The sequence below is a fragment of the Mesorhizobium sp. WSM4808 genome (assembly GCF_055811675.1).
The window spans coordinates 1-21669 of record NZ_JBVVQX010000027.1; the positions used below are offsets into that span (position 1 = coordinate 1).

The following is a 21669-nucleotide window of genomic DNA, read 5'->3' on the forward strand; positions in this document are numbered from 1 at the left end:
GTCGAGCCCCTCGGCTATCTCGCCGATGTCCTCACCAGGATCGTCAATGGCCACCCGAACAGCCAGATCGACGACCTCTTGCCATGGGCCTACATCCAGGCTCACGAACTCAGCGCAGTGGCCTGAGAACATCGCTTACGGTGAAGGATGACTGCCATTCGTCTGGCCAGGGCGACCTTCGCACGTCGGGCACCCTGTCGATTGGCAATCTTCATTGCCCAAGCCTTCATGCTCGACCATCGGGTCGTCGGGCGCAGGATGACGTTGGCCGCCTCGAACAAGGCCGTTCGCGTCTCACTGTCACCCACTTTGGTGATGCGACCGACCCTGTCGACTTCTCCAGACTGGTATCTTCGCGGTGTGAGGCCGAGATACGCACCGGTCACCGAGCACCTTCCCCTGCCACAGCATCTCGCCGGTCTCGGCGATAACGCAAATAGCTACCGCGTCGAGTGAAGTATCCAGTCCTGCATAAACGCTCATGCCAATCTCCTCTTGCAAGGTCGGCTCTGAGCATCAGACAAACGTCATGATCCGAAAAGGGGCCAGATGTTCAGGGAGCTGAACCGAATACCCCATCTCTTCCGTAAACCGCTTTCTCTTCATCAGTCCGTCCTTCAATCGAGGCCCGGACTCTGATCTCAGATGGAGGAAATTCTCAGTGGCAGGTCAGCTGAACTCAAAGCTGCGGCGGGCCGTGCGAACGCGCGGTCACTTTCCCAATGACGACGCCGCAATGAAGCTCTATATCGGGTTCTCAACCACGCCGCCGAGGAATGGAAACGCGCCCCGCGCGAGGGGTTCGAGGCTAGGACACAATTCGCCGCCGTCTTCGGCGAAAGGTTCGTCAGCCAATGATGACAACCGGCCTCACGCACAAGACATTCCTGACAGTCCCCGTGGGTCTAGCTCTCGCCGAGCGCGTCCTTCGAAGCCTTGCCGAAGAAGGCCGCGCGGACCCGAACATGAGGCCCTGATCCCACGCTCCCTGGTCCAGATCCAGTCCTCGTCCCACGTCAACGCAGGCACCATGACTTGACGCGCTCCATCTCGACAAGCCGGATCTGGTAAGAGAGGCCCGCAATGCGCTGCTTGGCGAGATGCATGCTCGATCCCAGCCAATTGGTGGTTAACGAAGACGATGTACTGGCTCACAACCTCTCCGTCAGCGGGCACGCATTGCCAACTCGGGCTGCACGACCTCCACACGGATGGTCGCACCGGCTTGCCGGCCGATTCCATCTACGCTGTTCTCGATCATTTCGACGAAGTTTTCGAGAACACCACAGGGTTTTCGCCACTTCCGGCCGCGGTCAGTTTTTCCCAGCAGCAGCAAGGCGCAATTCTTGTCGGGTCGGGCGCAGAAGACCAAAGCGCCGCCTTCCCCGAGTTCCCGCACCAGGAATGCGTCGTCGGAGGCGATGCCGGAAAGCAACTTATAGGCCTGGCACAGCCTCGGGCGAATTGTGGCATAGTCCTCCGAAGTTTCGATCACGCCAGCGAGGGATAGATACGGCAACCTCGTCGAGCTCCGCAGCCATACTTCAGTCAAGTCCGCCTTATAAAACATCTCGATCTCCCCGCTGTTTCAGAGGTCAAAAGTCTAAGCAACAGAGTACGGTGGCAGCGCTGCAGAGCGTAGTCGTCACTATCTTCTTGCCATCATCGATCGACGGGATCTTGCTGTCATATAAGGCGCTCCTAGTGAAATCGCTGTCCAATGGAATTCGTGTCCGCGACTTTCCGAAACCTCAGTTCAGCCTAGGGGATGCCGATTCCGAAGTAACGCGTGTGGGTGACATCGAGGATGCGATTGATCAAGCTCGAGTAGCTGTGTCCGGCAGTCATCGCGCCCAGGACATAAGAGGAGTGCATACTGAGTCCTGGCATCGAGTTCATCTCTAGGACAAAGGGCTGGCCGGTGCAATCAATCCTGAGGTCGACGCGGGCGTAGTCCCGGCACTGACAGGCACGGAAGGTCGCAACCGAAATATCCCGCAGCACAGTCGCAAGGCTGCTCCCGATTTGCGCCGGACAAATCTGCGGCGGCGTCGCGGCCGCCACGTACTTCGCCTCCCACGTCATAAGACGCGCTTCGCGGTCGCCGAAGTCGTGCTCCACCGGAGGAAACACGTCCGGCTCTCCGTTTCCCAGCAACCCGATGGCGATTTCCCGCCCGTCGATGTATTCTTCCACGAGCGCATCCTGCGCATACTGAGTGACGATCACTTCCACTGCCTGCCTCAACTGAGCAGGTTCATGTACGAGCTGCAATCCGAAGCTGGAGCCTTCGTGGCGCGGCTTCACTACTACTGGGAATCGCAGGTTGCCAGTACTCTCGGTGCCACAACGCATCACGCGAAAGTTCGGCGTCGGCACGCCGCGACCCCGGATGAGCATTTTGGTGATGACTTTGTCGCACGTCAGCCCAATCCCGAGCGGGCTACATCCCGTGTACGGAACACCAGCCATCTCAAGCATGGCAGGAACGTGGGTTTCACGCTTTTCGCCCTGGATTCCCTCAGCCAGGTTGAAGACGATTCCGGAAGGGCGGGCTTGCGGGTCGGGTGGCATGAACCGCTCTAGCGTAGCGAGCAGTCCTTTGTCGCCTTCGCACAACAGCGTCTCGTGACCGCGCTCTTGGAGGGCCGCCATCACCATTTCGACTGTCCCGTGCGCTGGCTGCTGCCAAGGCTGCTGTGGCGCCTCAGGCTGCGGATAAGGCTGACCTAACCGGTTGATCACGCCCGTAAAATCACTGTTCGATACAATGGCGACCCGCATGAGCTACTCCTTGGATTTTTGCCTGCTATCAGTTCATTGGCTCGGACTTGGTTGGCTGATCACCGGACCGGATGGTCTAGTGCCCGCGTGCCTTCACCGGGTCTCGTGCAATGGGCGTGCCACTGAAGACCTTGCCCCAACAAGGGAGACGAACCATGTGTTTCGCGTCGCGCCGGCGGAACACTTGCGCCTCAGTGGGTAAGGTTTGGAACATTGGATTGGCGCAGAGATTGAGGAACGCCCACATGGGGCGATCGGGCATAGGGCCCCGATCTCGTTGTGCAATCCCGATAGCGCCGCCAGTTCCTGAAAACTGGATCGTTCGAAAGTGGAGTTTTCCGCGGTAACATCCCTATGGCTGGGAGGAGCAGAAGACGATCAATTTATTCCTGCCGCCGTGATCAGGACGACATCGAAGCTCGAATCAAGGAAATCTGCGCCACCCGGGTCCGCTTCCGGATACGGGCGCGTGCACGTAGTGCTCACGCGCGAGGGGTCTGTGACATCAACATGAAGCGATCCTATCAAATTACAGGGACTTAGACCTGCAGTTCAGGAACAAGACTCCGAAGGCACGTGCGAAGGCGAAGCTGCGGGAAGGCCGGGAGGAAGCCGTCGGCCCAAACGACGTCTGGGCGATGGACTTCGTCCACGATCAGCTCGCGACGGGCAAGAAGATGCTGACGGTCGTCGAGACGTTCTCCCGTTATGTGCCTGTGCTCTACCCGCGGTTTAGGGCGCTGGAACAGGTCTGACCGAAGATCGGCTATCCGAAGACGATCCGTGTCGACCAAGGCTCCGAGTTCGTCTCTCGGCCTACGCGAAAGGCATGACGCTCGACTTCAGCAGGCCGGGAAAGCCCGCTGACAACACCTACATCGAAGCTTTCAACGGCCGATTCAGGGCGGAGTGCCTGAACGCCCACTGGTCCTTACCCTTGCCGACGCCGCTGCAAAGCTGGAGGAGGGCATGCTACTCATGATCTAAAGTTCGCCACATAAGGTCTGCTCAGCCTTCTGACAGAAACGTCGTCGCCATTTGCTGACCGTGTGTTAGTCCACGCCCAACTCGGCTGCTACGACCTTGCTGGGGACACCGTCAGCCCATCGAAGAATGATCTGGCACCGCTCCGGTATCGATCGCGCTGCGCGCCGACGCCGGACCTGCCGCTCCAGATAGTCCCGCTCGACCGAGTTCAGAACCAAGGCGGCCGTAGGATGGCCGGTTGTGTTTTGCCATCCTGTGCTCCTCATCGCTCCGAGCGCATCTCCGCGGGCTGATTGCTGCGCTGATCGCGAGGTGTCAAGCCTGGGTGGAGAGTCTTGAGATCGTGAACCAGGCGCTACGCGCCGAGAACCAGACCCTGAACGATGAGTTGCCCGGCTGAAGAACGGCGAAACTTTACTATCGCATCCAGCTTTGCTTCTCAATTCCATCCAAGTCTGCCTTACCGGCGGATCATGGCCACATACTCGGCGTCTTCCTTCCGAGGAAGGATTCTCCGGCGCAGAACGCAGGGCGCTCTTCAATCGACGAGGGAAGGCGAGTGCCAAAATTTCCAAGCCGTTAGGAGCGCCTTGCGCTACGTCCGCCGCTCGCAGTCGATCCCATATCCGAAGACACCGCTGGGACGGCCTCCGTGGTCAATGGTTCAAGACAACTGGATCGTCGATACTTTCTGCGCCACCGAGCTCGGCGTCCATTGACCCGGTCAGGTCGTCTGCGCGTGCACGTCCGAGTGGGTAGGAAGCGTCCAATCCATGGTCCGTGCCTACCTCACCATGCGGCAGAATAACAGCCTCGCCGCGCTACCCGCAGAGTCACGTTCGGCCCTGGGGGGTAGCGGTTCCGAAATAGCGAGTGTGGGCGACATCCAGGATGCGATTGATCAAGCTCGAGTAGCTGTGTCCGGCCGTGTTCGCAGCCACGCAATATGATCCGCCCTTTGCGAGGGACGGATTGGCATTGATCTCTAGGACAAAAGGCTGGCCGGAGCGGTCGATCCTAACGTCGACGCGGGCATAGTCCCGGCAATGGCAAGCGCGGAATGTCGCAATCGAAATTTCCCGTAGGGCCGTCGCAAGCCTGCCCCCGATCTCTGCCGGGCAATTCTTCGCCGCTGCCGTAGCCGCCACGTATTTCGCTTCCCAGGTCATAAGACGCGTTGCTCGGTCGCCGAAGTCATGCTCGACAAGAGGCAATACTTCGGGTTCTCCGTTTCCAAGCAGTGGAACGTTGATTTCCCTCCCCTCGATGTATTCTTCAACGAGCGCATCCTGCGCATACTGCTCGACAATCACTTCCACGGCCCGCGTTAGCTCAGCAGGTTCATGGACGAGCTGCAATCCGAGGCTGTCACCTTCACGAGGCGGCTTCACTACTAATGGAAATCTCAGGTCGCCGGTATTTTCAGAGCCTCGACGCATCACCCGAAAGTTTGGCGTCGGCACACCGCGGTCGCGGATAAGTATCTTGGTGACCACCTTGTCGTTGGCAAGCTCATGTCCGAGCGGGCTCGCTCCAATGTAGGGAACGCCGGCCATCTCGAGCATGGCAGGAACCTGGGAGAAACGGGACTCGCCCTGGATCCCACTCGCCAAGTTGAAGACGAATCCCGACGGGCGGGCTTGCGAATCGGGCGGCATGAACCGCTCGAGCGTAGCGAGCAGTCCTTTATCGCCCTCGCACAGCAGCACCTCGTGGCCCCCCTCTTGCAACGCCGCCACCACCATGCTGTCGCGGTCCGACTCTGGCCAAGGCTGCGGCGGCTGCGGAAGAGGCTGGCCGAACCGGTTAATCACGCCCGTAACGTCTCTGTTCGTAACAACGGCTACTCGCATGAGCTACTCCTTTGATTTTTTTGCCCGCTATCATTGGCTCGAACTTAGTCGGCTGATCACTGGACCGGATTGTCTAGTGCCCGCGTGCCTTCACCGGATCTCGTGCAATCGGCGTGCCACTGAAGAGATTTGGGACAAGGCGAGACAACCATATGTTTCGCGCGCGGCGCCGGCGGAATACATGCGCTCCAGTGTGTCGGGTTTCGAACATAGACATTTGAAATCGGACAAACGAATTGACTGTGTATCCAAGTTGTGTTCTGAATGACTCGCGCCCGGTTTTGGGGAAATGGCGCATTAGCTTTTCGGCAGCGACGGAGCGGAGCTTGGCGCGATAATAAAGTTCCGGACCCGGCGGATACGCGGCCCGGCTGCGACTCGCGTCAGTGAGAAGAAACAGCAATCAAAGGGGAATTCCTATGAAACTGATCGAACACAAGATCTCTCGCCGGGGCCTTATGAAAGCAGGTATAGCCTTTGGAACGGCATTATCGATCCCATCGGTCCTGCGGGCACAAACCCCGACGGCCGACGCTGGGACAGTGCGCATGGTGATAGGCACCCTGGGTGCCTTTGACCCGGTCGTTGCAACGTCCGACTTTACCCACATGCATGCCTATGCGATTTACGATAAACTATTCGCGCCCGACTCGAACTTTGAGCCGCATCCGCAGATGGTGGGCAACTGGGGCGTATCGGACGACAAGAAAACCTATACGTTCGAGCTCCGCGATGGTCTAGGGTGGCACGACGGCACCCCTGTTACCGCTGCGGACTGCGTGGCCTCGATCCGTCGCTGGAGCCAAAAGACGGCCGCCGGGCATCTGCTCACCTCGTGGCTCCAGGACATCTCGAAAAAAGATGACAGGACCTTCGTCATCGTGCTCAAGGAACCGTTGGGGGCGCTGCTCACCATCCTGAGTGGTCCCTTCATCATGCGCGAGAAGGACGCAAGTCTGTCTCCAACGGAGCCGGTGACCGCGAATATCGGATCGGGCCCGTTCACCTTCAATCATGCTCTTGCCAGGCCGGGCGCGAGCTTCACGTACGACCGCAATGAAAAATACGTTCCACGCAACGAGCCCGCCGACGGACTGGCCGGCGGGAAGATCGTGAAAGTCGATCACGTCATCTGGGACAATGGTTTGGTCGCCGATCAGCAGACTGCTCTTGCGGCCTTGCAAGCAGGTGAGGTTGATTTCTTGTTTTCGCCGCCGCTCGATCTTTTGCGTGTCATCGAGAGCGATCCCAACATTGAACTCCAGGTTCTGGACAAAAAGGGTCAGGACCTGTTCCTGCGCATGAACTGTCTGCAAAAGCCCTTCGACAACGTGAAGGCACGCCAAGCGATGCTTCATCTGATCGACCAAGAGGCTATGGTGCGCGCTGGCTTTGGTGACTCAAAATATGTGAAACCTGTCACGTCGATGTTTGGGAACGAGACGCCGCTGACCAACGACGAAAACACAGAATGGTACAAGAAGGGCGGCGATCCAGAAAAAGCGAAGCAACTCTTCGAGGAAGCGGGATATGCAGGCGAGAAAGTCGTGATCCTGCAGTCGACGGACTGGGCGGAGGCAAGCAATATGTCTCTGCTTCTGGCAGCTGCATTGCAGAAGATTGGGGTCAATGCCGAGCTTGCGCCAAGCGACTGGAGCGGGCTGGTCGCGCGCCGCGATTTACGAGAGTCCGTAGAAGAAGGAGGCTGGAGCATCTTCATTACTGGCGAGGCTGAAGCGAACTGGCCCCAAGTTGCCACCAACCCTATCCTGCAAATGAATGGCTCAAAAGCTTGGTACGGTTGGCCTCAAAACGACGAATATGAGGCTCTCCGAACTAAATGGGTAGATTTAGAAACGCTCGAAGAGCGCTTGGCGCTGGCCCGCAAGATGCAGCGTATATGGTGGGACTACGTGCCTCAGGTTCCCCTGGGTCAGCAGGTCCAGCCAATCGCGCGCCGCAAGACCCTGACGGGTATCATCGGCTTTCCGTCTTATGTCCCGTTTTGGAATATGCAGAAAGCCTCTAACTGATGGCGGCGTATATCCTTCGCAGGCTGGTTTCGGCCATCGCCGTCATGGCGATGGTCGGGATCTTCATCTTCCTTCTGCTCCGGCTGGCGCCCGGGGACCCGGCGGCGATGATTGCCGGCCGGGCGGCGACGGAGGAGATGATTGCCGGCATACGCGAGCAACTGGGGCTGAACGATCCGATGCCGGTTCAGTTCATCCGTTGGGTGCGCGCCATGCTCGGCGGCGATTTCGGCACCTCGATCTTTGCCGGACGCCCGGTTCTCGAGCTGATCTCGCAACGGCTTGAACCGACCCTTTCCCTGTCGATCCTGACGATGATCCTGTCGGTGACGGTCGGGGTCTGCTTCGGGATCCTCGCCGCCTGGCGGACCGGCGGTCTCATCGACCACATCCTCACCGCCTTCTCGGCATTTGCCTATTCCGTGCCGGTCTTTGTCATCGGCTTTTTTCTGATCTACTTTCTCGCGATCAGATTGCACTGGTTCCCGGTCCAGGGCTATGTGCCGATCGCTGCCGGCCTCGGCCCCTGGTTCGGGCACCTGATCATGCCCACCGTGGCGTTGGGTCTCGGCTATATTGCCTTCTTCGCCCGGATCACGCGGGCAAGCATGCTCGAGGTCCTGTCGGAAGACTATATGCGGACGGCCGCCGCCAAGGGCGCCTCGTCCTATGCCATGCTTTTCCATCACGCTCTGAAGAATGCCGGGGTCCCGATCCTGACCGTGATCGGCCTGAGCTTCGCTTGGCTCATTGGCGGGGTCGTGCTCACCGAAACCGTGTTCAACCTACCCGGCATCGGGCGTCTCGTGGTCGATGCGATCAACAACCGCGACTACCCGATCATCCAGAGCGTGCTCATCCTGGTGTCGGGTCTCTACGTCCTCATCAATCTCACGGTCGATCTCGCCTACACCCTGATCGATCCCCGCATCCGGTACTGATATGACGCTTCTTTCCGCACCGGTTGACGCCGTGCCGATCGGTCGGCTGCAGCGATCCGATCTTCCCCGCCTGGTAAGGCGGCATCCGCTGGTCGTGATCGGCGGCGGTCTCCTCTTGCTCCTGATCCTTCTGGCGCTGGCCGCGCCGTTTTACGCCGGCGATCCACAGAACATGGATCCATTCAAACGCCTGCAGCCGCCCTCTGATGAACACTGGTTCGGGACCGACAATCTCGGCCGGGACGTGTTTGCCCGAACCATTTTCGGGGCGCGCATCTCGCTTCTGGTCGGTCTGATATCGGCGCTGTTGGCGGCTTGTGCCGGGCTCCTGATCGGTATCGTCGCCGGCTATGTCCGAGCATTCGACAATGTCATCATGCGGGTCATGGACGCGCTGATGTCGATCCCGACCTTCCTGCTGGCCATCGCGCTCATCTCCCTGACAGGGCCCGGCATCGGCATCCTCATCGTCGCCATCGCGATCCCCGAGACGCCCGCCGTCGCGCGGCTGGTCCGCTCGGTGGTCCTCGGTGTGCGCGAGCGCCCCTATGTCGAGGCCGCGCTCTGCGGCGGCGCGCGGCTGCCGAAGATCCTGTGGCGCCATATCTTGCCGAGCACCATTCCGCCGCTGATGGTGCAAAGCGCCACCGTCTGCGCCAGCGCGATCCTGACCGAGGCCGGGCTGAGCTTCCTCGGCGTGGGCGTGCCGCCGGGGATCCCGAGCTGGGGCAACATGATTTCTGGCTCGCGCCTCTATCTCGCCATCGCGCCCTTGACGGTCTTCGCCCCCGGCATCTGTCTTGCGGTCACAGTCCTCGCCGTCAACCTGCTTGGGGATGGCCTGCGCGACCTCTTCGACCCCCGCGCGAAGCGGAGGCGCTGAGATGCTGATGCAGAACTTCATGGAGGATAGAGCCATCGCGAATGACGTACTCCTCGATGTCCGGGATCTCGAGACACATTTTTTTGGCGAGGAGAGCGTCACCCGCGCCCTGGGCGGCATCAGCTTCCAGGTGATGAAAGGCGAGACGCTCGGCGTGGTCGGCGAATCCGGATGCGGCAAGAGCGTCACCGCCCTCTCGATCCTGCGTCTGCTGCCGAAACTGACCGCCGAGATCGTCGGTGGCACGGTCCGCTTTCACGGGCGCAACCTGCTGGATCTGTCCGATCGTGAGATGCGAAGGATCCGTGGCAACAAGATCGCCATGATCTTCCAGGATCCCATGACGAGCCTGAGCCCGGTTCACACGGTCGGACGGCAGATCGCCGAGGCGGTGGAAATCCACACGGGCGCCTCCCGCTCGGCTGCACTAGCCAGGGCAGAAGAGATGCTCCGCCTCGTCCGCATCGCCGACCCCGAGCGGCGCGTCAGCAACTACCCTCACGAGCTGTCGGGCGGTATGCGCCAGCGCGCCATGATCGCCATGGCGCTCGCCTGCTCGCCGGAACTGTTGATTGCCGACGAGCCGACGACGGCGCTCGACGTCACCATCCAGGCGCAGATCCTGCGGCTCATCATCGATCTGAAGGAGCGCACGGGAACGGCCGTGATGTTCATCACGCATGACCTGGGCGTTGTCGCCGAGACATGCCAGCGCGTGATCGTGATGTATGCTGGCCGGATCGTAGAACAAGCCAACGTCATAGATCTGTTTGCGCGTCCGGCACATCCCTACACCCAGGGGCTCATGCGATCGGTGCCCGACCGGCGGCGCGGCCGACAGCGCCGCCTTCCAGAAATTCCCGGCATCGTGCCAAGCCTGCGCGAGCCCATCGTCGGCTGCAGCTTTGCGCCTCGCTGCCCGTTCGCGATCGACATTTGCCGCGACAAGGCGCCCGCCCTGCGAGATGTCGGGTCGGGCCACGCCGCGGCCTGCTGGCGCGCCGAAGAGGTGATGGGCGCATGAACGGTCCTCTGCTGAAAGTCGAGAATCTGACCAAGCATTATCCGCTTGGCGCGGGGATCTTCTGCAAGGAGGTCCCGGTGGTGCGGGCCGTGCAGGATGTTTCCTTCTCGGTCGAGGCGGGCGAGACGCTCTGCATCGTTGGCGAGTCCGGCTGCGGCAAATCCACCGTCGCGCGGCTGCTGATGCGACTGACGGAGCCGACGGACGGGCGCGTGCTGCTCGAGGGCACCGATATCGCGGGCCTCAACAAGAACACGCTTCGGGACTGGCGGCGGCGCATGCAGATGGTGTTCCAGGATCCGTATTCGTCGCTGAACCCGCGGCTCACCGCAGGACAGATCATTACCGAACCGGTCGGGAACTTCGAGCGCCTGAGCCGCAGGAAGCGCGACGCGCTTGCCGCGGACCTTCTGCGAAAGGTTGGAATGTCGCCCGAGATGATGCACAGGCTTCCGTCCGAACTGTCGGGCGGCCAGCGCCAGCGGCTCGGCATTGCGCGGGCGCTGGCGCTCCAGCCTTCGCTCATCATCGCCGACGAGGCCGTCTCAGCCCTCGACGTCTCCGTGCAGGCACAAATCTTGAATCTGCTTCTGGATCTCCAGCAGCAGATGGGCATCGCCTTCGTCTTCATCTCGCATGACCTTGGCGTGGTGGAGCATATCGGCCACCGCGTCGCGGTCATGTATCTGGGGCGGATCGTGGAGCTTGCGCCGTGCGAGGCGCTTTTTGCCAAGCCGGTCCATCCCTACACCGGGGCGCTGATCGCGGCAGCGCCGGTGCCCGATCCGACGCGGGTTCGGCTGGAGGCGCCCGTCGAGGGCGAGGTGCCAAGCCCGATCAATCCGCCGAGCGGGTGCGCGTTCCACCCGCGCTGCCCGCTCGCCGTCGAGCGCTGCCGCATCGAAGTGCCACCTTTGGTGCCAATGGCGGACGGGCGCGTCGTGGCCTGTCATGTGCGCGCTCCGGCTACAGATATCGCGGCCCCGCCCGCTGCAGGGGCCCGCATGGCACCTGAAAGGAGCGTCTCATGGCGATAGTAAGACAAGTGTTCGGAAACGCTCGCGCCTTTGGAACGTGCCGCGGCCGATCTTCCCGATCGACTGGGACATGAAGATCTAAGTTTCATGATAACCTCGCAGAAAGCGGAAACCACTATGTCCACAAATACCATTACGCGCGTTCGGGCTAAGGGCGACGCGTTCTCCATCGGCTTCGCGATCGGGCGGGCCAGCGCCGGTTTTCTCGAACATGCTCTGCGCCTCGAGGAATCTCGCGCGCTGCACGCCCACTGGCGCGGATCGGACTATCTGAAGACTCTTGAATCAGCGGCCCGCTCGGCCTATCCCCGCTTTGTGCGCGAGATCGAGGGCATCGCCGCGGGTGCTGGGCAAAATTTCGAGCCGATGTTCCTTTGGAACTGCGCGCAAGACCTACCGCTTCCCGACAACGTCTCCCCGACGACGAAAGTCGTCGCCACCATGGGCTGCACCTCGCTCCTGATTCCGGCAGAAGGAGACGGCCCGACGATACTCGCCCACAATGAAGATGGTGAGGCGGAGTATCTCGGCGCCTGTCTCTGGGTCGAGGCCGATCCCGACGAGGGCCTGGCTTGGAGCAGCTTCACGTATCCCGGCAACCTGGCGGGGAGTTTCGGCCTGAACCAAGCCGGCCTCGTCCAGGCTATGAACAACATACACCCCAACGACCATCAGCCTGGTGTGCCGCGGCATTTCATCAATCGCGCGACGCTGGACGCGAAAGGGCTGGACGAAGCGATCGAAATTCTGAAACGCAAGGACCGCGCCAGCGGCTACCATCACAATCTCGGTGAGGCGAAGACGCGTCGGCTCGTATCCGTCGAGGCGCCGGCCTCAGGCTGCGCCGTTCGGGAGGTCACCTCGCCCCGAGCCCACGCGAACCACATGCTTTGTGGGGAATTCGACAGCTTGAAGCAGACGATCAGTCTCTCTTCGCGCGATCGACAGGAAGCGGCAGACCGAATGATTGCGGAAGGCGCGCTTGCGGGCGGCGCGGAGACGGTGCTGTTCGATGAGACCACTCCTATCTATAAGAACGGAAAAAACGGAAGCACCCTGGCCACGGGCGTCTTCGAGCTTTTCCTTGATCGCATCGAATGGCGCATCCACGCCGCGCCACACGAGCGCGACACGCTAAGCGGAACGATGCGCGTCATCTAAATCGAAGGACCCTTACGCTTTCACAAAACAACTCCGGATCTCACTGAGCGAAAGCTAAGCCTACGAGGGCCGCCGGTTCGGTGACCGACTTCTCCGCCTACCAACAACCGTTGCATTCACCTGCCGACAGGAAACTTCATCATGACATTCACTGTTTTGACCGCTGAATTCTCGACTGAATCCAACACCTTCAATAAGAATCGCGTCGACTATGATGCCTTCCACTGTTTGTTGGGGGACAATGCTGTAAAGGAGCGTGGAGACGCCAATACCGAGCTTGCCGGCTTCGGGGATTGCGCGCGCGACTACAGCTGGAAACAAATTCATGTGCTCAGCGCCAGCGCCGACTGTTTCGTTGTGACGCGCGACGCTTTCGATCGCCTAGGCGGGGCCATCGTCGCAGCGGCCGCGGAGCGCAGGGGGAAACTTGATGGCATCCTACTCGGCCTTCACGGTGCGATGGTGACGGAATTTTGCGAGGACGGGGAGGGTGAGCTCTTGGATCGACTGCGCGCCGCGGTCGGTCCGAGTATTCCGATTGCGATCACGCTCGATCCCCACGCCAACGTTACGTCCAAGATGTGCGAGCTCGCCAATATCGTCGTATCCGACAAAACATACCCTCATGTTGAGATGCGCAAAGTCGGTCGCCAGGCTGGCGACATCCTTCAGCGCGCGATGAAGGGCGAGATTCGCCCACGCACCTTGCGCGTTCATCCACCGATGCTACGAGAGGCGAATAGCGGACGGACAGATGTTGGTCCGATGGTCGATCGGATAGCCAAAGCCATCGCTTATGAGAAGGAGCCCGGCGTTTTTGCCGTCAGCATCAATTCCGGATTCGGCTGTGCCGACATCCGCGAGGTCGGCCCCACGGTCACCGTCACTTATGACGGCAACGAGGCCAATCATCGCGCCTTCGCCGAGTCAATTGCTGACGATATTTGGGAAAAGCGCTTCGACATAATTGATTATTTCATGCCAGTCGAGGAGGCGGCCGACATTGCGAAAGGATACAAGAGTGACGAGGGCCCTCTTATCATCGCCGATTACGCCGATAATCCGGGTGCCGGCGCCTATGGCGATTCGACCAATCTGCTGAAGGCGCTCCTCGACGCTGGGATCACCGATGCCGCTTTCGGACCGATGTTCGATCCGGAGACCGCCAAGCATCTCCATCGCCACAAGGCGGGCGACCACGTGAAGGTGAAGCTGGGCGGCAAGTCCGATCCGCGCTTCGGCGGCACACCGCTGGAACTCGAAGGAGAGGTTCGTCTGATCAGCGACGGCTCTTACACCGGCGACGGTCCGCAGATCGGCGGGTTGCATTTTTCCTGGGGCGAGACCGCGGTCCTGCGGGTCGGCGGCATCGAGATCTTAGTAGTGAGCGGGGGCGGACAGATGCTGGACTTGCAACAGTTCCGCGCTTTCGGCATCGACCCCGCTGCCAAGACCGTAGTCGCGCTCAAGTCCCAGCAGCATTTCCGGGCCGCCTTCGAGCCGATCGCCGGCAAGATCATCCTTTGCGACAGCGGTGCACTCTGCACCACTCATCTGGACAAGTTGCCTTATCGGAAAGTGCCGCGGCCCATCTTCCCGATCGACCGGGAGATGAAGATCGAACACGCTTGAAAGCTGACTTAACTGATCGGAAAGTGATGCTGCTCTATTGGCATCGTTACCGAGACTAATTGGCCAAGACTGCGACTTATTTGCGCGGTGCACCCTGCCGTGGCCTTTCCCGCCGACATGGTGCATGTTCAGGCCTGCATGGAGCGCTGCGCGCCGTGATACCCCATCGCCCCAATCGGTCACCTATTTGCGCGCGACGACCACGAGGCGCGGTCCATAGGAAGTGAACTCTTCGCCTTCCTGGCCGTATGCTTCAACAGTCTCGAACCCAGCGCTTCGTAACATACGAACATGTTCAGAAAACCCATAGATTCTGGTAGAAAGACGCGTTCGTCTAACGCGTCCATCGCGGACGACGATCCTTGCGCAGTTTCGACGATCAGTGAGCGCATCATGACTGTGTATATCTATTCTTAGATCGTCATCACGTTCCAAAACATGGCAGGTAGATGACCTATCGCGTAGCAAAGCGAAGCGATTGAGTTGATCGATTAACAGACGCCCGCCCTTTCGAAGTGCAGATGCGGCTTCATGAAGAACTTTCTCATTATCCGCTTCATCGAAATAGCCAAAGGTCGAGTACCAAAGAAAAGCTGCGTCAAACCGATCCCGCCAAGGAACGGAGCGCATATCGCCAAGCACATACTCCACTTCTACCCGGCGTTCAGCCGCGTCCGCCTCGGCTTTCTTTAGCAAGATTGGCGACATATCCAGTCCAGTTACCCGCGCTCCTTTTTCCGCCAATCGGTTGGTGATCCGCCCATAACCGCATCCGAGTTCAAGGACTGAGCCGCCTTGTGTGAGCGAAAGAAGGTCCCAAATTGCTCCTGCTTCCCGGTCACTTCTCTCTGGCGGATTAATCAAATGACTAAAATGCAGGTAGTCCTCGCTGAAGTGTGACTCCAGCTCGGGCAAAGAAAGGGCGGTGCTCATCTCGGATTTCCGTGTTTATTCGCTGATGTTGTGATCTATCTGGCAACGTATTGCATAGCCCATAGCGATTGAGAAGTGAACATTTGTGAATACTTTGTTATGAGGATTCAATATTCGGCAGCGGTGATTGACCTTCCTCTTCGTACAGGCGTCCGCTTCGTTGTGGCGGGTCCCAGAACGCTTCGGTTGATTGAGAAGTGTCGAGCGGTAGAAGTAGGCCCCGGACCCTTGGCAGGGGTGGCTTCCGTCGCCTGCCATCAGGGCCGTGGAGAACAGAAGCTTCATCCAGAGATGGAAGGGCTAACGTTAGACGCGCACTCAATAAGCCCGCTCTCGTCGCTGCCCGCTTTAACCCTGATCTCAGGGAAAAGTACCAGCATCTCATTGCATCGGGCAAACCCGCCAAAATTATAGTCGCGGTTATGCGCAAGCTCTTCGTTACCGCCAATGCGCTGGTCAAAGCCAATCTAGTGAGGGAGAACTCGCAAATCGCATTTCCTTGTGAGATGCAAGAATGCAAGATCTCGAAGCTGGCGAATTGGAATCGCTGAAGACGATGTGCTGGCTCATGCGCCCGCCTTCAGCGGGAACGCACTGCCAATTCCGACTGCACGACCTCTAGACGGATGATCGCGCCCGCTTGCCGGCCGATTCCATCTACGCTGTTCTCGATCATTTCGACGAGGTTCTCGAGAACAGCACACGGTTTTCGCGTTTCCCGGCCGCGATCAAATTTTCCCAGCAACAGCAAGGCGCAGTTTTTGTCGGACCGGGCGCAGAAGACCAAAGCGCCGCTGTCCTTGAGTTCTTGAACCAGGAATGCGTCATCGGAGGCAATTCCAGAAAGCAGCTCATACGCCTGGCGCAGTCTTAGTCGAATTGTGGCATACTCCTCCGACGTTTCGATGAATCCAGAGAGGGATATATATGGCAACTTGGTCGAGCTCTGCAGCCACACCTCAGTCCCGTCCGCTTTGAGAAACATCGTTATTTTACAGCCTATTCAGAAATCATTAGATTCTTGAGATATAACAACTCGGTCATCTCCTGCACAGGTAACGTACTTCCTCCAGATCTAATGCGTCAAGAAAGCGCTAAGGTTCTTTCAACGATTTATTCTAATCTTCATGATTCCTACACATGATATTTATATTAAGCTCTGCCCCCGAGGGAACCGTTCGCTTGACAGGCTGCAAGCCGATGTTCGGAGCCTTGGGGAATTCGACAAATGACCATCGCGTTGCCCGGTCGCCTGTAGCGTCGCGATGCGCGTCGGTAGGGGTTTCAGCTGCGATACCATAGCATTGGAATTCAAATCCTGCTCGAGCCCGCCCCACAGCTCATTGAGAATAGATTATTGCCTACCAGGAGGTAATTCGAGGGGACGATCTTCGTGGTACGACGGATGAGCCGATATCGTTCTTCTCAAAAAGGCGACGTTTCGGATAATGAGTTCGTTTTTGGGGAGGGGGTAGTAGGTTGTCGGGAGCCCGTGGTCTCCCCAGCCGACGATGACATCACATCAAGCTTTGGGCTACGGCTCGGGCCAGCTGGCCTCCTATGCGGCGCCGGCCTCCAAGGCCAACCTATAGCGGTCTCAAGTAACGCCTCCGACGCCTGCTGTCGGGTTTGTCAGGTACGCGACACGCGATGTTGGGGTCGGCTTGCGTCTGCATTCTCTCATGTAAACCATTGATCAGTATAAAGACAATTTCATCTGCGGTTCTTTCACCGCAGTTGGCACGATTTTTGACACCGTAGCTGTGCGCAAACATTCATGTCGGATGGCACCTGGCACCTGGCAGCTGGTCCGAGATCACGGCGACGCCGCTAAAACGTTTGACGGTATTACAGGACTAGACGCGACAAGGAGAAACGCACGGCGCTGGAGAATTCACGATGATGAGGCCTTTTGTTGCCCAAGACGCCTTTCGCGAACAGTGCGGCATCGCATCATATTTCACAACAGCCTGGAAATGCAGCCGCCAACCACGGGATATCGATTTGACACGATTCGAGGCAACCCTCGTTGGTGCCTTTATTGCTATGGTCACTCGACACACCCTTGCTCGGGTGTGCCGCTCAACCGCTCAAGATCGACGTCGCGGTGATTACGTCATTGACGCCTCTTTGCCGGCACGGCATGGCAAGCATCCTCCAAAAGCATCCCGAAGCCAAGTGCTATTGGCCGGAATATCGAACCCGTTTACGTCGCTCTTCGGCCTATCTTAGGTTCTGGTCTTAGGTTCTGGCCGAGTTCTGCAGCCGGTGCGACCCGATGAGAACACCGCCCACAAGGAAAAGCCTTTCAAACTAAGTATCGTATCTCGTTATTTTACTAACGGCCGCTGTCAATATGCTTTTCGTTTGTTGAACCTTGGATGAGACCGCTCCCAGGTCAACCGTGCATCGCGCGACCAAAAATTCACCCACAGATAAGTATTCGAATTGGAGTTTCTAGCATGATCGCAACGACAGGTATACGAAATAGCGACTGGGATGACTGGCGTTGGCAACTCGCTAACAGCGTCACCACATTCAAAGGGCTGAAGGATTATATAAGCATTACGCCGGACGAAGAGGAAGCTTTCCACAGGGTAGGTGAGCGATATGTTTTCCGCGTGACACCTTATTACCTCTCGCTGATGGATAAGAACGACCCGAGCGACCCGGTTCGCCTACAGGCTATTCCAAACATAAAGGAGCTTGACGATGTCTTCCATATTGATCAGCTCCCTTCATTCTACCAATCGGAAGTTGGTTCCGAAAACCCTCTTTGGAAGGAGGGACATACTGACGTGAGTTGCATCATTCACAGATATCCGGATCGCGTACTTTTCCATATTGCCAACTTGTGTGCTACCTACTGCAGACACTGCTCGCGTAAGGTTCATGCGGGCCGGGGCTCAATGGTTAGCGATCAAACTCTGATCGACAGAGGCATAGCGTACATTGCCGAGCGACCCGGGATTCGGGATGTATTGTTAAGCGGGGGCGACCCGCTGACGACAGGGGACAACAAGATAGAGTACGTACTGTCACGCCTCAGACAACTTGAGCACGTTCAGATTATCCGGATCGGCACCCGAACTCCTGTGACCATGCCACAGCGGATCACGTCCGAATTCTGCCAGATGATCAGAAAATACCATCCCATCTGGCTCAATACTCACTTCAATCACCCCAATGAGGTGACTCCTGAAGCGAAGCTTGCCGTCGAACGGTTGCTTGAAGCAGGCGTTCCGGTCGGGAATCAGTCCGTGCTCCTCAGAGGAATTAACGACACGGTAGAGGTTATGAAAGAATTGGTCCACAAACTCCTTATGGCACGTGTGAGACCGTACTATCTGTACCATGCGGACTTGGTGCGGGGCGCTGAGCACTTCAGAACATCAATTGCTACTGGGATGCACATTATTGAGAATTTGCGCGGGCACACCACCGGCTTTGCCGTGCCGCAATATGTAATCTGCACGCCGCTCGGCAAAACGCCGCTCAATCCCGACTACCTAATAGGATCTGGACCCGGATATATCGTCCTCCGCAACTACGAATGGAGAACTTGGAAAGATCCGGACAGACTCGATCCGATGTGAGCGCTGTTTCCATCCGAGGCATGGTTGTCGAGAATCAGAAAGCGACGCGGCTGCTCTCAAAGCCTATAGCATTCTTGACAAGCTGGTTTAACCGATCACTCTACGACTCTACGTCACTTCCAGGCAATTGTGCATAGCCACGACGGCGACGCCTACGACCTGACCTATGTGCAGTTAAGCGGCGCTGACAGCCTGCTGCTTGGAGGAGACGGCGAGATACGCCGCACGATCACCATCGGGACGGGCGCCACCTATGTGTTTGACAATGGCTATTGCCATTACGGCGGTGGCCGGCGATCGCCAAGGCCAAAGCCTCCTCGTCACCCGGCCAAATCCAACATGGGGTTCGAGGTGCTGCACAAATGCTTTATCAAGCTCGCAAGGTGACTATGCCAAGGTGTTCAATTGCGAGAGGAAACGGAGCAAAAGCAATTACAGGGACGCTGCCAATTGTCGCTGCCTCAGCGCCGTTTGCGTCGGGTGGCGGGGCCTACGCCAACGTGGGCCTGAAAGGCCCGTGAGAAATGGCTGCGGTTGCGAAAGCCGGTGGCAAGCGCCACCTCGATGAGCGGGAGGTTCGACTGTTGAAGAATCTCGTCGGCCTTCTCCAGTCGCAGAGAGCGATAGAATTGCATCACGCTTTGTCCCAGCTGTTTCTTTGCCAGCCGCTCCAATTGCCGCTCCCCCATGCCGCTCAGAAGGGCCAAATCCTGCAGCGTCAGCGGGTCGGCGATGTGGCTCGTCATTAGCTCGACTATGGCGACCAAGGCGGGATGGTGCAGATCGTATTTGCGCATCGGGTCCGCCTGCTGCGGGGCCTCGGCCTGCCGGATGCCCGTGTGAATGAACCAGTCGCTCACCGCGCGCGCCAGTTTCACACCATGATCTGAAGTGATCAGCGCGTGCGTCATGTCCAGGGGGGCCATGCCGCCCGCGCAGGTAAATCGGTCACGATCGATGACGAACAGCCGCCGTTCGATGAGTGCGTCGGGATACATCTCCCGCATTGCATCAATGTGCTGCCAGTGAATCGTGAACCGACGTGACGACATTACACCGGCCGCGGCCAGGATTGCCGCCCCGCCTGAGATCCCGCCCAGTGGCACCCCCGAACGAGCAAGACGGCGCAGCCAGCCCAGGATCCTGTCGTCTCGATACATTAGCGGATTGCCGCCAGCCACGACGAACAGAATGTCAAAATTAGTGCCTGCTTCTGAAACAGGCTCGGTCTCGAACGCGCCCGAGACGGAACTGCGCATCCACCCGCCCTCGGCCGAGATGAAGGTCAGATCGTAAAGGGTCCGCCCGCTAAGCAGGTTGGCGGCGCGCAGTGGCTCGACCGCGGAGGCCGCGGACATCAGGGCATAGCCATCGATCAGCAGGAAACCGTATCGCCGCGCGCTGCCGTGATTCCCGTCAATCATCCCGTGGGAAATCCTATCGTCCACATCGCCCTCACATGTCCGGCAAAAGCACACATGAGTCAATTTTGAAAACACCTCACTGCCTTTGCCGTGACATAGTCTCGGCAGTCCAGGGAGTTCTTGATATGAAGTTTTCGGGCTTCCGCGTCTTTGCTGAAGCGCTCAAGGGGCACACCGGGTGGCGGCCGCTCTGGCGCAATTCCGATCCAAAGTCTTCCTACGACTATTTGATTGTCGGCGGAGGTGGCCACGGCCTGGCGACGGCCTACTACCTGGCCAAGACCTTCGGGCGAACCCGTATCGCCGTGCTGGAGAAGGGTTGGCTCGGATCCGGGAATGTCGGGCGAAACACGACAATCATCCGTTCGAACTACCTGCTTGCCGGCAACGAGCCCTTCTATGAGTTCTCGATGAAGCTCTGGGAAGGATTGGAGCAGGAGCTCAACTTCAACGCGATGGTTTCCCAGCGCGGCATCATCAACCTCTTTCATACGGATGCGCAGCGTGATGCCTTCCGCCGCCGCGGCAACGCCATGATGCTGGCGGGGGCGGGCGCCCGGCTGCTAGGTCGAGAGGAACTGCGCGCCATGGTTCCGTTCCTGAACTACGAGAACGCGCGCTTCCCGATCAAAGGCGGCCTGATGCAGCAGCGGGCCGGCACCGCGCGGCACGACGGCGTGGCCTGGGGCTATGCGCGCGGGGCCTACAGCCACGGCGTGGACCTGATCCAGAATTGCGAGGTGACCGGTTTCCGGCTCGATCGCGGCAAGGTGCGTGGCGTGGAGACATCGCGCGGCTATATCGCCGCCGACAACGTCGGGGTGGCGGTGGCGGGCTCCTCGGGCCGCGTCATGGCAAAGGCTGGAATGCGGCTTCCGATCGAAAGCCATGTTTTGCAGGCCTTCGTCACGGAGGGGCTCAAACCCACCATTCCCGGTGTGATCACGTTCGGGGCAGGCCATTTTTACATCAGCCAGTCCGACAAGGGCGGCCTTGTCTTCGGCGGCGATATCGACGGCTACAATTCCTATGCCCAACGCGGCAACCTGCCGGTGGTGGAGGATGTCGCGGAAGGCGGCATGGCGCTGATGCCCATAATTGGGCGGGCGCGGCTCCTGCGCATGTGGGGGGGCGTGGTGGACATGTCGATGGACGGTTCGCCGATCATCGACCGCACGCATATTGATGGCCTCTATTTCAACGGCGGCTGGTGCTATGGCGGCTTCAAGGCGACGCCTGCCAGCGGTTACGCCTTCGCCCATCTTCTTGCCACCGGCGCGCCGCACGAGACCGCGCGCGCCTACCGTATCGACCGTTTCGCACGCGGCCATGTGGTCGACGAGCGCGGCGCCGGTGCCCAGCCCAATCTCCACTGAGGCGG

17 protein-coding genes and 3 pseudogenes are annotated in these 21669 nt (G+C 59.0%); 13 read left to right on the forward strand and 7 right to left on the reverse strand.

The annotated features are described in order from the left end of the window. A partial coding sequence (locus AC0L2U_RS31005) for a transposase domain-containing protein (RefSeq protein ID WP_473603228.1) occupies positions 1-126 on the forward strand: 126 nt, incomplete at its 5' end. Here the strand turns inward: AC0L2U_RS31005 and AC0L2U_RS31010 are convergent. Further along, a pseudogene (locus AC0L2U_RS31010) lies at positions 102-380 on the reverse strand (transposase); the annotation flags it as partial. The gene AC0L2U_RS31005 and the pseudogene AC0L2U_RS31010 sit on opposite strands and share 25 nt — an antisense overlap. Before the next feature lie 293 nt (positions 381-673). On the opposite strand from AC0L2U_RS31010, the pseudogene AC0L2U_RS31015 reads away from it, so the two are divergent. Beyond that, positions 674-858, forward strand: a pseudogene (locus tag AC0L2U_RS31015) (transposase); the annotation flags it as partial. A 307-nt stretch (positions 859-1165) separates the two neighbouring features. On the opposite strand, the gene AC0L2U_RS31020 reads toward AC0L2U_RS31015, so the two are convergent. Both AC0L2U_RS31020 and AC0L2U_RS31025 read right to left on the reverse strand, forming a co-directional pair. Beyond that, complete coding sequence (locus AC0L2U_RS31020) at positions 1166-1570, reverse strand: hypothetical protein (protein ID WP_473603187.1); 405 nt, start codon at positions 1568-1570, stop codon at positions 1166-1168. Positions 1571-1761: 191 nt separating this feature from the next. Next, positions 1762-2784 carry a D-alanine--D-alanine ligase family protein gene (locus AC0L2U_RS31025; protein ID WP_473603188.1) on the reverse strand — a complete coding sequence of 341 codons (1023 nt, stop codon included), beginning with the start codon at positions 2782-2784 and terminating at the stop codon, positions 1762-1764. A 387-nt stretch (positions 2785-3171) separates the two neighbouring features. On the opposite strand from AC0L2U_RS31025, the pseudogene AC0L2U_RS31030 reads away from it, so the two are divergent. Then, positions 3172-3750 (forward strand): annotated as a pseudogene (locus AC0L2U_RS31030) (DDE-type integrase/transposase/recombinase); the annotation flags it as partial. Positions 3751-4604: 854 nt separating this feature from the next. Here AC0L2U_RS31030 and AC0L2U_RS31035 read toward each other — a convergent pair. Next, positions 4605-5624, reverse strand: coding sequence for a D-alanine--D-alanine ligase family protein (locus tag AC0L2U_RS31035; RefSeq protein WP_473603189.1), 1020 nt, complete (start codon positions 5622-5624; stop codon positions 4605-4607). 419 nt (positions 5625-6043) lie between these two features. Between AC0L2U_RS31035 and AC0L2U_RS31040 the strand changes: the two genes are divergently transcribed. From AC0L2U_RS31040 to AC0L2U_RS31070, 7 genes are all read left to right on the forward strand, one after another. Then, positions 6044-7657 carry an ABC transporter substrate-binding protein gene (locus AC0L2U_RS31040; RefSeq protein ID WP_473603190.1) on the forward strand — a complete coding sequence of 538 codons (1614 nt, stop codon included), beginning with the start codon at positions 6044-6046 and terminating at the stop codon, positions 7655-7657. Next, positions 7657-8598 (forward strand): ABC transporter permease, encoded by a 942-nt coding sequence (locus tag AC0L2U_RS31045; protein ID WP_473603191.1) that lies wholly within the window; start codon positions 7657-7659, stop codon positions 8596-8598. Before AC0L2U_RS31040 ends, AC0L2U_RS31045 begins: the two co-directional genes overlap by 1 nt. A 1-nt stretch (position 8599) precedes the next feature. Further along, positions 8600-9481: an ABC transporter permease gene (locus AC0L2U_RS31050; RefSeq protein WP_473603192.1), complete on the forward strand. Its 882-nt coding sequence runs from the start codon at positions 8600-8602 to the stop codon at positions 9479-9481. Position 9482: 1 nt separating this feature from the next. Continuing rightward, positions 9483-10505 carry an ABC transporter ATP-binding protein gene (locus AC0L2U_RS31055; RefSeq protein WP_473603193.1) on the forward strand — a complete coding sequence of 341 codons (1023 nt, stop codon included), beginning with the start codon at positions 9483-9485 and terminating at the stop codon, positions 10503-10505. Beyond that, positions 10502-11542 carry an ABC transporter ATP-binding protein gene (locus AC0L2U_RS31060; protein ID WP_473603194.1) on the forward strand — a complete coding sequence of 347 codons (1041 nt, stop codon included), beginning with the start codon at positions 10502-10504 and terminating at the stop codon, positions 11540-11542. The genes AC0L2U_RS31055 and AC0L2U_RS31060 overlap by 4 nt, the downstream gene beginning before the upstream one ends. Positions 11543-11659: 117 nt before the next feature. Further along, positions 11660-12703, forward strand: coding sequence for a C45 family autoproteolytic acyltransferase/hydolase (locus AC0L2U_RS31065; protein ID WP_473603195.1), 1044 nt, complete (start codon positions 11660-11662; stop codon positions 12701-12703). A 141-nt stretch (positions 12704-12844) separates the two neighbouring features. Beyond that, positions 12845-14335 (forward strand): M81 family metallopeptidase, encoded by a 1491-nt coding sequence (locus tag AC0L2U_RS31070; protein ID WP_473603196.1) that lies wholly within the window; start codon positions 12845-12847, stop codon positions 14333-14335. 183 nt (positions 14336-14518) lie between these two features. Here the strand turns inward: AC0L2U_RS31070 and AC0L2U_RS31075 are convergent, their stop codons facing one another. Continuing rightward, positions 14519-15268, reverse strand: a complete 750-nt coding sequence (locus AC0L2U_RS31075) for a class I SAM-dependent methyltransferase (protein WP_473603197.1) — start codon at positions 15266-15268, stop codon at positions 14519-14521. 580 nt (positions 15269-15848) lie between these two features. Beyond that, positions 15849-16253 (reverse strand): hypothetical protein, encoded by a 405-nt coding sequence (locus AC0L2U_RS31080; protein ID WP_473603198.1) that lies wholly within the window; start codon positions 16251-16253, stop codon positions 15849-15851. 1477 nt (positions 16254-17730) lie between these two features. Here AC0L2U_RS31080 and AC0L2U_RS31085 point away from each other — a divergent pair. After that, on the forward strand, positions 17731-18864 hold the full coding sequence (locus AC0L2U_RS31085) for a KamA family radical SAM protein (RefSeq protein ID WP_473603199.1): 1134 nt from the start codon (positions 17731-17733) through the stop codon (positions 18862-18864). 129 nt (positions 18865-18993) lie between these two features. After that, on the forward strand, positions 18994-19251 hold the full coding sequence (locus tag AC0L2U_RS31090; protein WP_473603200.1) for a hypothetical protein: 258 nt from the start codon (positions 18994-18996) through the stop codon (positions 19249-19251). Positions 19252-19325: 74 nt separating this feature from the next. On the opposite strand, the gene AC0L2U_RS31095 is transcribed toward AC0L2U_RS31090, so the two are convergent. Next, on the reverse strand, positions 19326-20288 hold the full coding sequence (locus AC0L2U_RS31095; RefSeq protein WP_473603201.1) for a GlxA family transcriptional regulator: 963 nt from the start codon (positions 20286-20288) through the stop codon (positions 19326-19328). A gap of 125 nt (positions 20289-20413) precedes the next feature. Between AC0L2U_RS31095 and AC0L2U_RS31100 the strand changes: the two genes are divergently transcribed. Then, positions 20414-21664 carry a sarcosine oxidase subunit beta family protein gene (locus AC0L2U_RS31100; RefSeq protein WP_473603202.1) on the forward strand — a complete coding sequence of 417 codons (1251 nt, stop codon included), beginning with the start codon at positions 20414-20416 and terminating at the stop codon, positions 21662-21664. The last annotated feature ends 5 nt before the right edge of the window (positions 21665-21669 follow it).